The organism is Kordiimonas sp., from assembly GCF_048264555.1.
Taxonomy (GTDB): domain Bacteria; phylum Pseudomonadota; class Alphaproteobacteria; order Sphingomonadales; family Kordiimonadaceae; genus Kordiimonas.
Genome location: NZ_JBLXCX010000002.1, coordinates 858,743 through 873,779, shown reverse-complemented (window position 1 = coordinate 873,779; position 15,037 = coordinate 858,743). Strand labels below are relative to the sequence as shown.

The window sequence follows — 15,037 nt, the reverse complement described above, 5'->3', positions numbered from 1 at the left end:
ACAATAGCAAGCCTTGGTACGGCCGAGGCTATCACTAAACTCTATACTCACACATCAAACCGCAACAAACGCCAGGCCAGAAAACTCTTGCTTTCGACCGGCTTTACCCTGTTCACTCTCGAACGGTCGTGTGCCTGGATATTAGGGCTGAATTACCTTCTGAATGCGCCCCGCGCAAGTTAATTCTGGCCTATTGTACATGCGGCAGAGCTAAGTAGGTGAGGATTACGGCTAAAAAATGACAGCGCCAGACAAGGAATTTACTTCAAATCAGATCAAGGCATTACGGGCAGAAACGCCCGGTGCAACAAACAGGCTGCACTTTGACAACTGCGGTGCGTCGCTGATGCCGCTGCCTGTCTTGAAGGTGCTTCGCGACCATATTGATCTCGAGGCAAAAGTGGGTGGTTATGTGGCCCATGAGCAACAGTTTGCTGCGCATGAGAGGGTTTACGGCTCGCTCGCGGCGCTACTTGGGGGCGAGGCCAGCAATTATGCGCTTACGAGCAGCGCTGTGGATGCCTGGAATAAAGCCTTCTATAGTGTGGCGCTGAAACCAGGCGATAATATCGTCACTGCCTTCAATGAATATTGCAGCAACTATGTTGCCTTCCTTCAGCAAGCGCGGCGACACGGTGCAGAGGTTCGTGTCGCCAAGGCCGGGGACGATGGGGCGCTTGATCTCACGCATCTTGAGAGCCTCATAGACCAGAACACGAGATTGATCGCCATTGCCCATGTGCCGTCATCTAGCGGGCAGGTTAATCCTGTTGTCGAAGTCGGGAGCATTGCCAAGAAACATAACGTTTTATATCTGCTTGATGCTTGCCAGGCGGTTGGGCAGATGCGTGTCAATGTGGATGAAATTGGCTGTGATATGCTAACGGGCACGTCCCGGAAATTCATGCGCGGCCCTCGGGGAGTTGGCTTTCTCTATATCTCAGACGCGGCGCGCAAGGCGATTGAGCCTGCCATGCTCAGCAATCAGGCGGCGGCATGGGTCCGTGCCGACCGTTATGAGCTCAGGAATGACGCGCGCATATTTGAGGGTTGGGAGCGTAACGTCGCGGATCAACTCGCTTTTGGCGCGGCACTTGATTATCTGTTGGCGTTAGGACCCAAAAAGGTTTTCGCCCGAACACAGTCATTAGCCGCAACCCTGAGGGCTGCGCTTTATGAAACAGCAGGTGTTTCGGGTACGTGCCCAGAAAATGCGAAGGCCGCAATTGTCACCTTCAACAAAGCTGGCATGACGGCACCTGACGTTAAAGCAGCGCTTGAACAGCAGGGCATAGGCGTGCAGGTGGCGAGCGTTATGCACACGCGGTTGGACCTTGAGGCGCGTGGTATCGAGAGCACGGTGAGAGTTTCACCTCATTATTATAATACAGAGGATGAGATTGAGCGTTTTGTGGCTGCTGTGAGGGCGCTGTGAGCGAGCCTTCTGACGATAAGGTGGGCAAGAAGCGCACTGGCGGCCCCAAGAAGGTCACTGCAGGTTATCTGGAGCGCGCGGCTCTTCATTACCTCGGACGTTTCAGCACCACTGAGGAAAATCTGCGAAAAGTGCTGGAGCGCAAGGTGCGTCGCCGGAATGAAGGGCATGCGGCCCCTACAGATGAACAGACCACGTGGATCAATGAGGTTGTCGAAAAATGTGTCAAATATGGCTATGTGGATGACGAGGTTTACGCGCGTCAGCGCTCGGAAAGTTTGTTGCGCAAGGGCAAGCCGCCGCGTCAGATTCTGCAGGACCTAAGGTTTAAAGGTGTTGATGAGGGTACCGCCACTGCTGCCGTCGACGATTTGGAAGATGACGATGTGGGCGCGGATGCCACCCGTCGCGCCGCTGCGGCGTATGTCAGGCGGCGGCGTTTTGGGCCGTTCAGGCGGCCTTTGGCGGACCCAAGCGAGAAACGCGAGAAGGAAATTGCCGCAATGATGCGGGTGGGGTTTCCTTATGGCATTGTCGTCGAGACGTTGGACGGTACAGAAGAAGACCTGCTGGAGCTGCTGCCTTGAGTGGTAATGGATACGGCGGACAGGATCGCTTCAATCGACGTTGAGAGTGCGTGTTTCTCAAAAAAAGGATCGATCTTCATCAATGCGGCGGCACGGCTGTATCGAGGGTCTTCGTTTTGCACCATCTGCCTGTATGCCCTCTCGATGACTCTCGTGGCTTCGCTCGGTTTTCCTGCCGCTAGCAGAATGTATGACAGTGCGTAGGGGGAGACACCATCGGGTTTCGCGAAGATGATTTCATCCGCAACAGTACGGTATACGCTCTCAGGTGAGGAGTTTGTGTCTGCGGTCCTGAATATATCCGCCACGTTGGTCATCCCGCGCGTATCAAAATAAACCTGCCATTGACCATAGGCGCCAACATGATCACCCGCCATATAATGTATAAGGGCGGTGCGAACACCTGTTCGACCGTCAATAAGCTTGAGTTTCTGATACAGGGACAGGGCCTCATTGAACTGTTGAGCAAAATAGAGGGTGGTCATTTTCTCCCATTCAGCACCAGAAGGTTCGAGAGAAAGCGCAATAGCTCGGTCATGCGCCTCGAGCGCTTTCTCATACTCACCGCTTTTCGCGAGTGCGACGGCGATGCTGCGCCAGGTCCAATGGTCATCCGGGTCCGCGTCCAGCGCTTTTTGATAATACTCAATCGCCCGCGCGTCATCGTGGTCGCGCTCTGAAAACAGTCGTGCCTTTGCGCGCCATATAAATTTGCTGTCGGTACCAAGTTCGGCTGCGCGTTGAATATGCTGTTCTGCGAGTACCAGCGTGTCTATGCCGTCCAGCCCCCAGCTTGCGCCGGGCAATGCAGCGTAAAACTCCGCGAGTAGCGCGTGAGCGTCACCATTTAACGGGTCTTCTTCCAGCACCTGTTTTACAATACGGTAAGCGATACGATTGCGATCGTCTCTATGGAAGCCCCAGAAATAACGGGCTCTATCAAGCAATATCGGCGCGCTGAAAGCCCCTTTGGATGGCACCGTAACGGCCTTTTTGCCCGCCATCAGGTCAGCAACACTGTTGCGCACCATGGCAGAGACGTTGAGGATTCCTGGGGCGGCGATTTCGCTGCTCTCTCTGATCCCGTGGCTGTCGTTCCGTGAAAGACTGAGGTGTAGCGCATTGCCGGTGTCTGTGTTTACAGCGCCTGACACCTCTAAAAAGTCGGGCACTGCGGTTTCAGTATCTGAGCTAATGGTAACGTCGCCGTAGCGAGAGAGCTCCATCATCAGGAGGTCTTTGATAACCTGGGCATAACCTTGATCGACTGGAGCAGGTGTTACGAGCGGGCGAAGAACAATCTTGTGACCTAGAGTTTGCGGCTCAGATGTTGCAGCCTCGGGACGGCCAAACAGAATTGAGGCTGTGATGAATATAGCTAGGGCGGCGGCAACGGAGGAAAATTGCACCGTTAGCCTGGGAAGCGACCATAGGGTAGCAACGGCTTGGCCAGTGTGATTGGGTGCAGGCTCTTCCTGTGCCGCCTCAAGCAGGCAGTATCCGCGTTTCCGAACCGTTGAGAGGTATTGGGGGTTGGCTGCGTCATCATCAAGCGCTTGCCTGAGGCTTGCGACCACGACCGAAATTGCGTGGTCTGTAAGCGCAGTTTTTGACCAAACCTGTTGCAGAAGTTCATCCCGGCTTATGACACGACCACGGTGCTCATATAAATACTGAAGCATTTTAGCCGCGCGAGGCTCCAGCTTACGCATGTGCCTGCCGTCCGTGATTATATTATGGTCCGGTTTAAGTATCCATGGCCCGATTCTGATTTGCCCGTTCTTCGCCATCGTTTCAGCCTCCCTGCTGTCGAGGATAGAGTAAATCCTCCGAGGGGATATTCGCAATAAACCTTAGTTATAATTCGGCATGAACCTAGGACGTATTTTCTCATATCCTTACGTTTTCCTTACTTGTTCGTCAGGCTTTCGCTGCTGGTTCTGACTAGGGTCGCCTCAAGCCAGAAAAGAAATGGCGTGGGGAGATGATGAATGACACTGGGGAAAATCTGTTTCGGTCTTGTGCTCGGGCTGTCTGTGTCAGCCTGCGGGGGAGGGGGGAGTGCGCCCGTCGCTCCCCCAAACCCTTCAACGCCAACCCCGCCGCCTGCGCCAAGCAATAACACCCCGGAGTTTCGCGAAAACCCGGGGCTGGCAGAGATTGGTGCACTTGCGGCATATGATGAAGGCCTGACCGGGAGTGGCGTAACCGTCGCCTTGATGGATTCGAGTGTTGACGTTGAACATCCGGACCTTGACGCCAACATTCACCCTGAGAGTAAAGATTTTGGTGGCAATGACGGTCAGCTTTTTGATGACACTCAGTATGATATCTCTGAAAACCCAAACATTATAACCCCTACCATTCATGGCACGATGACAGCGGGTATCATTGCGGCCGAACGAAATAACCAAGGTACACACGGGGTAGCACCTGAGGCACAGATATTAGTCTTAAGGATGGACCTGCCTGAGCTCGCGAGTTGGGGCGGCAAAGACATCAATCTCGCGGCAGTACCTGACGCGATCGACCATGCAATCGCGAATGATGCGCGCATCCTGATGGTGGAATGGGCGTTCTGGGACGAAAATTCCAACCAATATGCTGGTGTGGACAATCAGATCGCTGAGGAATTTTATGTGCCCGACGAGTATATTGCGTCGGTTCGGGAGGCCTTTCAGAAAGCTATCGACGCAGGTATGCTGATTGTGATCCCGGCGGGCAACGAGTTCGGCAGTGCCCCTACAGCTTTTATCTCGCAGCTTGGCCTCAAGGAAGGTAATGAGAACGCTGTACTGATTGTTGGGTCTGTAGATCGTGATCAGACTATTTACGACCGTTCCAACAAAGCCGGTTATGCACAAGACTATTTTGTTGTCGCCCCCAGTGGTGTGACGACCACGCTGCCAACGCGTGGGTTCAGAGAAGGTCGCAACCCGTGGGGCAGTACGTCAGACGGTACCTCGTTCGCGGGGCCTCATGTGGCGGGCGCTGCGGCACTTCTAATGCAGGCTTTTCCTGACCTGACAGCGAAAGAGATCGGGGAAATCCTTCTCGCGAGTGCCACCGACCTTGGGGCCGCGGGTGGTGACGAGGTGTATGGCCAGGGGCTGATCAATCTTGAAAGAGCATTGGCGCCTATGGGGGCAACAGCGAGCCGCACACGAAACGGCAATGAGATTTCACTTGATACGGGGCTGCTCTCTTTATCACCGGTCTTCGGCGATGCCATCTCTGCGATGCCAACTTTTGGTTCGGTTTTGATGCTTGACGGCTATCGTCGCGCTTATCGGCAAAACCTTCATGCCCGTGTGCAGTATGAAAATTCCCGAACGTTGATTGAGCACCGTCTGGATACCTTCACCTCAGGAGGAAGCTCTGCCGTCTCGCTTGATGGTGTTGGATATATGAACTTTTCATTCACGGCACCCACAAGGCGATATGAAGAAACCGAAGAAGCATTGCCCTATGCTGCCCGCACCGACAGTGGCAGGGCTCGCAACGTGGCGTTCAGTTTTTCACGAGATATAGCGGACGGGCTTGATGTGCGGTTTTCAACTGCAACGGGAGGTGCTGGTCTCTTTACCTCCTTTGGTATGGATAACCCTCAATCCCGCCTTAGTGATACCGGTGTGCGGTCCGATGCTTATGCACGCCTGTTTGACGGTGCGTTTGGCATGGCAGTCAACCGGCAAGACGCTGGCGGATGGAATTATTCTTTCGCTGTCTCCCGCTTTGACATTGAACCGAACCAGACTGTTACGGGACTGGATTTTAACTTAGACCAAACTGAAGCCTATGCCGTTACGGCTGGTGCGGCCTGGCGTGCAAAAAGTTACGCGCTTGGCATGGACGCGGGCGTGCTGAGGGAAAGGGGCTCATTCCTCGGGGCTGTAGGGCAGGGCGCGCTTAATTTTGGCGATGATGCGACGACTGTTTATGCCGCGCTATATGGACGTTACCAGCTTGCAGGAGGCTGGCAACTGGTTGGTCGCTATTCCTACGGTGTGTCCTCTGTTTCGGTGCCGACAGGTGGTTTCGTTGAAGGGGTTTCCAATATCCACACCGATGCATTTGCCTTGGAACTCAGCACGCGAAACATTGCAGCGCAAGGCGATAGGCTTGGTTTTTCACTGTCGCAGCCGCTGCGTGCTCGCGCGGGTGAGCTGATTGCCTATTTGCCAACAGCTCAAGCTGCAGGGACGCGTGAGTTGATCTTTGAACGCGTGACGGGCGCGCTCGCGCCCTCAAAGCGTCAGCTTGATGCCGAAATTAGCTATGAAATGCAGAAACACAAATCCGGCCTGTCCTGGCAGGCCAATATATTGCTGCAGCAAAACCCGGGTCATCGTGCCGGGCAAGCCGCTGCACTTCTCTTGAGGGCGAACCTGCCATTCTAGATGGCCTCCTGATTTCTCGCTCTCCTGGCGTTGGCATCAGTCCTTTAGGGGGCTGATGCCAAATTGCGCCAAAGCCTCAGGTGTGTCGAGGTCTATCAATATGCCTGGGTCGTCAACCGGTACCTCGCAAACCAGATGTTCGTTCTCATGAATGATATGTTTGCCGCCCGTGTCCCCTGAAATATTACCAAGCGCAGGGAACATATCACGGTGCCAAAGCACCGGGTGTCCACGTTTGCCGTTATAGGTCGGGATGAAGATGCGAGCTTCGCTGATGCGTTTTGCAGCCGCCTTGAGCGCGCTGTATGTCTCAACCCTTACAAACGGCATGTCCGCCAGGCATATGAACGTAAAGGCAGCGTTGTCTGCCAGTTGACTAAGGCCCAGCTTTAAGCTTCCCGCCATGCCGTCAGTGTAGGTGTCGTTATGCACGTGCTTTACGCTGTAGCCGCTGAGAGCGTCATTTACCGCTAGATTGTCATGCCCAGTGACAACAATCACATCGCCCTTATTCGCGGCTAACACCATAGAGACTGTTGTTGTAACCACTGGTTTGCCGTTCAGCTTGGAGAGAAGCTTGTTGGCGCCACCGGCCCGGCTGGACCTGCCAGCCGCAAGCACGATGGTTGAAGCTTTAAGGGTAGCCTCTGAGCGGGGCGCACGAGGTTCTCCGCGCTGAGGCGCTTCTTTCAACAACCCTCCTATACCCATCTTGCGTATTTTTTGCGCGTCAATAGGTAGTCCCGCGGAGAAACGCTCCAACACCCAATCAAGGCCGTTTAGGGCTGGGGACCGGGCGCAACCCGGTAGGCCAAGCACGGTTTTGCCCTCAATCTTGCCGATCATTAGGAGGTTGCCAGGGTCAACCGGCATGCCCAACTGTATTACCTCGCCGCCAGCCGCTTTCAGGGCTGCCGGAAGAACATCCCGCCTATCACTGATCGCCGCTAAGCCGAGAAGGAGGATCAGTTTTTGTGGCCCTGCCATCAGGTCTCTTATGTGTTTGGTAACATCCTCAAGGGTGTGAGCACACTGCTTATATTCTGTGATGCTACCAAGCACGTTAGCGAGGCGCGCTTCGGTCAGCCGCCTTGTTTTGTCGGGCAAGGCACCTCCGGTAGTAAGTAGTGCCGCAGTGAAAGCTTCAAACGGCGCTACAGACAACTCAGCGTCTGCCGAAATGGCGGCCTCCAGCTGCACCGGCTTGACGGCATAAGGTATTATTTTTGCTGTTGCGAGCAACTGACCTTTTTTAACACTGGAGTATGCAGGGAGCGTAGCGATGGTGATGGCTTCATCCTGCGCGTTCAACAAGTCGATGCCGTCAGCTACCTGAAGAAGTCCGGTGCTGGCTGCGTGCAAATTGCAGCGTCCCTTCGTGGCAAGCCCAACTTCTACATGCGGCCCACAACAATGGGATGCCACGGTGTGCGCGGCCTCATCTTCTCCAACATCCCCATCTTCCAGAACATAGGCATGGAGGCTGGTAACTTCCGCAGCCATCATGTGGCTTGCAATTTCCGGGGTAAGCTTTGTGCCCTTCGGGATGCGCTGATCGCCCACACGCACACTGTGGGCCAATCGCCAACCAATGGCGTCCATCGGGTTAACTTCTTCAAACCGCACGAATATCGGCTCCCTTTGAGCGGTATACCGCTATGATTTCTGCAAGAATGGAGGTAGCAATTTCTGCAGGGGTTTTTGCGCCGATATCAAGGCCTACAGGGCCGCTGATCCTACTCCGCGCTTGCTCGCTAATGCCAAGAGCCTGAAGCCGTTCAAGCCGGGCGGCGTGGGTTTTCTTGCTGCCCAAGCAGCCGATATAAAAGGTTTCTGCATTGATGGCAGGAACTAGGGCTGCGTCGTCCAATTTAGGATCGTGGGTCAGGGTCACAACTGCAGTCAGCGCGTCCGGCGGGGTAACCTTGAAATGCTCGTCTGGCCAATTGTTTACGACGGTAGCCCCCTTGAATGTCCGGTTGTCGGTGAAGGCCTCGCGCGGGTCGATAACCGTTACGTCAAAACCGCACACCGATGCCATGGGAGTGAGGGCTTGAGCGATATGGACGGCACCAATGATATCAAGCCGCAAGCTAGGCACCACGGGAAGCGTGATGGCTTGATCATTTACTTCAAGAGCAGGCGCTGTTGCAGCGCCATAACTGGCCTTCACTGGAGACTTTGAGAGAATCAGCGAGCCTGTTTCACGGTTCTGGAGTGCTTTTAGGCTAGCCTCGCAAGCCGAGATGTCGCGATCCGTCAAGGCGAAGATCGATACGTTGATCTCTCCGCCACAAGCGAGGCCAACGGCAAATGCATCGTCGTTTGAGACCGCGAAAGAAAGGTCTTTGTAGCCGCCACTCGCGAGTAGGGACTGCGCTTCAGCGATCACCGTACCTTCCACACAACCGCCAGAAACAGAGCCTTCAAAAGTGCCGTCTGCGCGCACGAGCATCATGCTGCCGACTTGGCGCGGCGCTGAGCCCCATGTTTTGGTTACAACGGCAAGCGCTGCCTTGTGGTCAGCCAATAAGCTTGCGCGCAGGAGAGTTATTATATCTTTCATGGTCCCGGTGTATCTTCAGCTGTCATATCTTTATGGGGAAACGGTAATCGCCAAACACCGACGGGGCAAGCGCAGCTTGGGTGCTTGGTACGGTTTTGCCCGGTTTGGCTTGATTTGGGCCATTCTGGGCTATAAAAGCATGCTCAGTATTGCCTGAATATTGGGGCTAACAGTCAAGAGGGATTTATTATGGCGTCGCTTTTTGCGAATCCGGCAGGGAGGAACTTCCTGGGGAATTCAGCCGAGTGGTACAAGCTTACCATTTTGGCCTTTCTGGTTATCAACCCGATCCTGTTTTATATGGTCAATCCATATGTAGCAGGTTGGGCGCTTGTGCTTGAATTTATCTTCACACTCGCGATGGCACTGAAGTGCTACCCGCTGCAACCAGGTGGTTTGCTGGCATTTGAAGCTGTCGTGATTGGCATGACTTCGCCTGATACATTGAAGCATGAGATTGAGGCTAACCTTGAGGTTATCTTGCTGCTCGTGTTCATGGTGGCAGGCATCTACTTCATGAAGAATATGCTTCTGTTCGTTTTCACCAAGATTTTGGTGAAAGTGCGTAACAAGGTTTTGCTTTCCTTGATCTTCTGCTTCATGGCAGCGTTCCTGTCTGCCTTCCTTGATGCGCTGACAGTAACCGCAGTTGTGATTGCTATCTCTGTTGGTTTCTATTCCATCTACCACAAGGTGGCGTCGGGCAAAGAGTTTCACCATGATCATGACCATATGCATGATGGTGAACTTGATAAGCTTAACGAAGAAGATCTTGAAGGGTTCCGTGCCTTCCTGCGCAGCCTGATGATGCATGCGGCCGTTGGTACAGCGCTCGGCGGTGTGATGACCATCGTGGGCGAGCCGCAAAACATTCTCATCGGTACGCAAGCGAACTGGGAATTTATGGAATTCTTCTTCCGTATGCTTCCTGTAACGCTGCCGGTTCTGATCGCTGGTCTCGCGACCTGTGCGTTGCTCGAAATCACAGGTATCTTGGGATACGGTGCGAAGGTGCCGCCAAAGGTTCTCAACATCATCGTTGACTATGATGCGTATACAAGTGAGCGTCGCACTTCTCGCGACAACGCGTCTCTGATCGTTCAGGGTATTGTTGGTGTTTGGCTTATCATTGCGCTTCTGTTCCATTTCGCGCCAGTTGGTGTGATTGGTCTTTCCGTGATCGTGCTTGCTAGCGCGTTTACAGGTATCACTGAAGAGCATCAGATCGGCCATGCGTTTGAAGAAGCGTTGCCGTTCACCGCGCTCTTGGTCGTCTTCTTCACGATCGTGGGTGTTATTGCGGACAATGCTCTCTTTGCACCGGTAACCAACTTTGTGCTGAACCTTGATGGTCATGGCCAGATTACCGCGCTTTACATTGCAAACGGCGCGCTTTCTGCAATCTCGGACAACGTGTTTGTAGCAACGGTTTACATCAGTGAGATGACCAAGGCTCTCGCAAACGATGTTATCACGCGTGACACGTTTGACCTGATGGCAGTGGCGATCAACACTGGTACGAACATTCCAAGTGTTGCGACGCCTAATGGTCAGGCTGCGTTCCTGTTCTTGCTGACGAGCGCGCTCGCACCGCTGATCCGTCTTTCTTACATGACCATGGTGAAGATGGCGCTGCCATACACCATCGTGATGTCTATTGTAGGCTACATCGGGGTTGCGAAATTCCTCGAGCCTATGACGGATAAGTTGTACGAAAACCACTATATCGAGCATCACCATGAGAAAGTTGGTCAAGCTAGGGATGCTGGCGAACACTAAAAAATCGCTAGCTAAACAATAGCTTGAGTGGCAGCGCCCGTGACAAAACAGTTGCGGGCGCTGTTTTTTATGACTAGCATAACCAAAATTTTACTATCTTTAGTGCTTGTGCGTGGAATTCCTAAGGGGGGAATAGTATGGACGGCCGTAGTACGATCTGTTCTGAGGAACGGCCCGAAGAAATTGGCCAACAGGTAACCGGCAGGGTCAAATGGTTTGATGCTGTGAAAGGTTACGGCTTCATCGTTCCTGATGATGAAGACGGGGATGTGTTGTTGCATTTCTCTGTGTTGCGCAATGTAGGACGCCGCTCCGTGCCGGAAGGCACAACCGTTATTTGCGAGGCTGTTATTCGCGACAAGGGCCGCCAGGCGACCCGTGTGCAGTCTCTTGATCTATCCACAGCTGTTGCGCCCGAAGATTTGGGCCGCTCATCATTTTCACACCCGGGCATGGACATAGATGTCTCTCCTGAGTTTGAAGACGTTATTGTGAAGTGGTTCAATCGCACCAAGGGCTACGGTTTTGTCTCACGGGGGGAAGGTACGCAGGATATCTTCGTGCATATCGAGACGTTACGCCGCGCGGGCCTGACCGACCTTGAACCAGCACAGGAGGTTCGTGTGCGCATTGGTACGGGCGAACGTGGGCCGCTTGTTGCTCAGATCGCATTGCCTGGTGACGCGTAAGACATCTAGCGTTGAGTGGGGAAAGATGATGAAAAAAGCACGGGGGATATATACTGCCGTGCTTTTCTTGTTTTTGCCTCTCGCAGCTTGCAATGCCGCCGATGATGGCGGTGTGCCGGAGCAACCGCTGAGCCCAGACCCAGTGGTTATTGAAAGCGCTACAGGTGAGCACTCTTTTACGGTTGAACTGGCGCTAACCCCTGAGGCGCGCGCACGGGGGCTGATGTACCGGACCGAGCTTGCACCCGATAAAGGCATGTTGTTTGTCTTTGATGATTCCGCGCCACGATCTTTCTGGATGCGGAATACCTATATCCCTCTCGATATCATTTTCATTCGACTCGACGGGAAAATCCTGAATATTGTCCGTGAAGCACGCCCTCGTACTGAAACATCCCGGCAGTCTATCGGCAGCGCCATCGCTGTTTTTGAGATTGCAGGAGGGCGAGCGCAGGAACTGGGTATCGAGGCTGGGGATTATATTCGGCACCCGCTGATTGACGGTTGGCAGCCGCGCTGACATGTCACGCTCCTTGAAAGCCGGCCCTCGTAAAGCGACACCAGAAATGGTTCGGGAAGCGAACCCACCAATGGGTTTTGAGCCTATCCTGTCAAATAGTCCTTTTGGCTGGGAAAATGGGCCAATCTTTGAACGAACAGACGATCAGGGCCGTGAACGCGGTTTTCGCATTGCTGAGCGGCACATCAACGCGGGCGGTGCGTGCCATGGCGGTATGATCATGACCTTTGCCGACATTCTGTTGGCTACTGCTGTTTTCGAGGTGGCTGAACCTCCATTTGTAACCGTTCGCCTGACCACCGATTTTATCGGACCCGCATTTCAGGGCGAGTGGCTTTCGGGTAGGGCTGGGGCCAAGCTGGCGGGGGAGGGGATGATTGCGGTAGAAGGCACCATGAAGGTTGACGACCGCGTCATTGCCACGGCAAGTGGGCTTTTCAAGGCGTTGCGCCCCCGCTAAACTGGCAATGTGCCCTTTTAAACCCCGAGCAATGTGCAGGGAAATCTATGACTGACCAGAAACTTTATGGCGACTTCCTTGGGATATGGGAGTTGGAGCCCGAGACTTGTGAGTATGAGCAAAGTGAGCCGCCGCAACAGGGCCATTATATCATTTCAGAGTGCGCGGAGGGGCTTCTGTTCCAGATGACCTGGACCGATTCCGCTGGTGAAGAGCATAATTATAGCTTTACCGGTGTGCCAGATGGTACCGCGCGGCCCTTCGCGGGGGGTGAACTTGCGGACGCCTTGGCTGTTTCTGTGCCATCGGATAGTGAGCTTACATCATCTGCCTATTATAAGGGCAATGAGCTGATGCGGGCGACGCGGCTTTTGCATGCGGACGGTATGCATATGGATGTGCTCCAGACCGTGCATTTGCCGGATGGTACTAAGCCCACCAATAAAGCCAGATATCGCAGAAAGCTTCATTCCTGAAATCGGCCCGGGCGATGAAAATCAAACAGACGCAAAAATTTCATTTTTCCTCTTGCATTCCCCTCGGCTGAACATTAGAAAACGCGGGCGTCGGGGAGTGGCGCAGCCTGGTAGCGCACCTGTTTTGGGTACAGGGGGCCGGAGGTTCGAATCCTCTCTCCCCGACCACTTACTCTCCAGAGAGCTAAGTGAACGGCAATAAAATGGCTCGGTCTTCATGACCGGGCCTTTTTATTTTCGTCAGGGTCTAATTTCCGCCAAGTAGCGCGATTTCTGTGTTCCCTTTGTGTCTCGTTTGGGCTAGGGTGCGCGTCCGCTCAGGCGGATGATTAATCCGGCCTGTAAGACGATGGTCAACAGACTTTAGGGTGGTGTGCATACACTGGCTTATAGTCACAGTTCGAAGGATAGAAGCCCGTGAAAGCGCGCATTTATCAACCGGCAAAAAACGCAATGCAATCAGGCACGGCAAACACCCACAAGTGGGTGCTTGAATTTGAGCCTGAGCTTGCCAAAGACATTGATCCGCTGATGGGGTGGACAGGATCGCGCGATATGCGCGGACAAGTTCGCATGAAATTCTCCACCCAGCAGGAAGCGGAGGCTTATGCCGTGCGGCACAGCCTTCCCTTTGAGGTCAAGCCGGTGCACAAGAAAAAGCGGCATATTCAGGCCTACGCAGATAATTTCAAATAAGACGGCTTCCTGAGCCTTCTTTGTGCGGTCCCGTAGCTCAACTGGATAGAGCAGCTGACTTCTAATCAGCAGGTTCGGGGTTCGAGTCCTCGCGGGATCGCCATTATCTCCTCCGGTATTTAGTGCCTTCCATGTTCGTACTTTACAAATTGTTACATATGTAACTAATATTCGGCGCTCATCACCCATCAACGCACAAGAGGCCACTTATGTTTTCGCACCTGAACCCGCTGCCCGCTGACCCAATTCTTGGTCTTTCTGCTCTCTTTAAGGCAGATACAAACCCGGCCAAGGTTGATCTCGGCGTCGGGGTTTATAAAACGGCGGATGGCAAGACGCCAATTCTGGGTGCGGTACAACAAGCTTTCGAGCGCCTGAGTGCGAATGAAGGCAGCAAGGTTTATATATCACCAACAGGCTGGCCGGGGTTTACCGAGGGCTGTGCAAACCTTGTGTTTGGCGATGCGCTAGTTGAGAAGATGGGTGACAAACTTGGGGCTATTCAAACGCCAGGGGGCTGTGGCGCCTTGCGTCTCGCGTTTGAAATGATTGCTTTTGCAGACCCCGAAACGACGGTCTGGGTAAGCAACCCAACATGGGCGAACCATATACCAACGCTCGCGGCGGCAGGCCTCAAGCATAAAGTATATGATTATTATAATCGCGAGACCTCCGCCATTGAGGTTGAAGGCATGCTTGCGTCGCTTGAGGCGGCAAAGCCAGGCGATGTAGTGCTGTTGCATGCCTGCTGCCATAACCCGACCGGGGCGGACCTGAGCGCTGCGGATTGGACTAAAGTGCAGATACTTCTTGCGCGGAAGGGATTGGTTCCTTTCCTCGATATGGCTTATCAGGGTTTTGCTGCGGGGCTTGATGAAGACGCGGCAGCGGTACGTGCTATGTTCTCGGCGCTACCGGAAGCGATCCTGTCTTACTCCTGCTCCAAAAACTTTGGTTTGTACCGGGAACGTACAGGTGCTTTGTTCATTAAGGGCGAGAAAGACAACTCGCGCGACGCTTTGGTCACTAACCTCGCGCAACTCGCGCGGGCAAACTATTCAATGCCGCCATCTCATGGTGCTGCGCTTGCGACAACAGTGATGCAGGATGCTGAGCTTATGGCTGTGTGGGTCGCGGAACTGGATAGCATGCGCGACCGCATCAATGGGCTGAGGAACTCGCTTGCGGCGGCGCTCGAGGCAGAAGGTTTTGGGGACCGTTTTGCGGGTGTGGCGCGCCAAACGGGCATGTTCTCGCTTCTGAACCTGAGCCCGGAACAGGTCGCACGGCTGCAGTCTGAAAAATCCATCTATTTCCCCGGCAATGGGCGCATCAATGTGGCTGGCTTAACGGATGCAAATATCCCATATGTGGCCAAAGCAATCGCAAGCGTGGCCTAAAGGTTATCCGAGGGGCTGATCAGGCTTGC

General features: G+C 53.8%; 13 protein-coding genes and 2 tRNA genes. 12 read left to right on the top strand and 3 right to left on the bottom strand.

Annotation, left to right across the window (positions count from 1 at the left end; all coding sequences use genetic code 11):
• Positions 1–238 precede the first annotated feature (238 nt).
• Both ACN0XZ_RS09200 and ACN0XZ_RS09195 read left to right on the top strand, forming a co-directional pair.
• On the top strand, positions 239–1,435 hold the full coding sequence (locus tag ACN0XZ_RS09200) for an aminotransferase class V-fold PLP-dependent enzyme (protein ID WP_417457441.1): 1,197 nt from the start codon (positions 239–241) through the stop codon (positions 1,433–1,435).
• Positions 1,432–2,022, top strand: a complete 591-nt coding sequence (locus tag ACN0XZ_RS09195; RefSeq protein WP_417457440.1) for a regulatory protein RecX — start codon at positions 1,432–1,434, stop codon at positions 2,020–2,022. The genes ACN0XZ_RS09200 and ACN0XZ_RS09195 overlap by 4 nt, the downstream gene beginning before the upstream one ends.
• On the opposite strand, the gene ACN0XZ_RS09190 is transcribed toward ACN0XZ_RS09195, so the two are convergent.
• Positions 1,959–3,812 (bottom strand): winged helix-turn-helix domain-containing protein, encoded by a 1,854-nt coding sequence (locus ACN0XZ_RS09190; RefSeq protein ID WP_417457439.1) that lies wholly within the window; start codon positions 3,810–3,812, stop codon positions 1,959–1,961. The two genes, ACN0XZ_RS09195 and ACN0XZ_RS09190, sit on opposite strands and share 64 nt — an antisense overlap.
• A gap of 201 nt (positions 3,813–4,013) precedes the next feature.
• Between ACN0XZ_RS09190 and ACN0XZ_RS09185 the strand changes: the two genes are divergently transcribed.
• Positions 4,014–6,422 (top strand): S8 family peptidase, encoded by a 2,409-nt coding sequence (locus ACN0XZ_RS09185; RefSeq protein WP_417457438.1) that lies wholly within the window; start codon positions 4,014–4,016, stop codon positions 6,420–6,422.
• A 36-nt stretch (positions 6,423–6,458) separates the two neighbouring features.
• Here ACN0XZ_RS09185 and ACN0XZ_RS09180 read toward each other — a convergent pair whose 3' ends face one another.
• Both ACN0XZ_RS09180 and ACN0XZ_RS09175 read right to left on the bottom strand, forming a co-directional pair.
• On the bottom strand, positions 6,459–8,048 hold the full coding sequence (locus ACN0XZ_RS09180; protein WP_417457437.1) for an NTP transferase domain-containing protein: 1,590 nt from the start codon (positions 8,046–8,048) through the stop codon (positions 6,459–6,461).
• Positions 8,038–8,988: an XdhC family protein gene (locus ACN0XZ_RS09175; RefSeq protein ID WP_417457436.1), complete on the bottom strand. Its 951-nt coding sequence runs from the start codon at positions 8,986–8,988 to the stop codon at positions 8,038–8,040. Before ACN0XZ_RS09175 ends, ACN0XZ_RS09180 begins: the two co-directional genes overlap by 11 nt.
• Before the next feature lie 189 nt (positions 8,989–9,177).
• Here ACN0XZ_RS09175 and nhaB point away from each other — a divergent pair, with 189 nt between their 5' ends.
• The 9 genes from nhaB (at position 9,178) to ACN0XZ_RS09130 (ending at position 15,008) form a co-directional block, all read left to right on the top strand.
• Positions 9,178–10,767, top strand: a complete 1,590-nt coding sequence (nhaB, locus tag ACN0XZ_RS09170; RefSeq protein WP_417457435.1) for a sodium/proton antiporter NhaB — start codon at positions 9,178–9,180, stop codon at positions 10,765–10,767.
• A 137-nt stretch (positions 10,768–10,904) separates the two neighbouring features.
• Positions 10,905–11,456: a cold-shock protein gene (locus ACN0XZ_RS09165; RefSeq protein WP_417457434.1), complete on the top strand. Its 552-nt coding sequence runs from the start codon at positions 10,905–10,907 to the stop codon at positions 11,454–11,456.
• Positions 11,457–11,484: 28 nt separating this feature from the next.
• On the top strand, positions 11,485–11,976 hold the full coding sequence (locus ACN0XZ_RS09160) for a DUF192 domain-containing protein (protein ID WP_417457433.1): 492 nt from the start codon (positions 11,485–11,487) through the stop codon (positions 11,974–11,976).
• Between the two features lies 1 nt (position 11,977).
• A complete protein-coding gene (locus ACN0XZ_RS09155; RefSeq protein WP_417457432.1) occupies positions 11,978–12,436 on the top strand; it encodes a PaaI family thioesterase in 459 nt (152 codons plus the stop codon).
• 47 nt (positions 12,437–12,483) lie between these two features.
• Entirely contained in the window at positions 12,484–12,912 is a 429-nt protein-coding gene (locus ACN0XZ_RS09150) for a hypothetical protein (RefSeq protein WP_417457431.1), read from the top strand.
• Between the two features lie 91 nt (positions 12,913–13,003).
• Positions 13,004–13,080, top strand: a tRNA-Pro gene (locus ACN0XZ_RS09145).
• Between the two features lie 249 nt (positions 13,081–13,329).
• Complete coding sequence (locus ACN0XZ_RS09140; RefSeq protein WP_417457429.1) at positions 13,330–13,608, top strand: ETC complex I subunit; 279 nt, start codon at positions 13,330–13,332, stop codon at positions 13,606–13,608.
• 26 nt (positions 13,609–13,634) lie between these two features.
• Positions 13,635–13,711: transfer RNA gene (locus ACN0XZ_RS09135), tRNA-Arg, on the top strand.
• A 106-nt stretch (positions 13,712–13,817) separates the two neighbouring features.
• Entirely contained in the window at positions 13,818–15,008 is a 1,191-nt protein-coding gene (locus ACN0XZ_RS09130) for an aromatic amino acid transaminase (protein WP_417457428.1), read from the top strand.
• Positions 15,009–15,037: the final 29 nt, after the last annotated feature.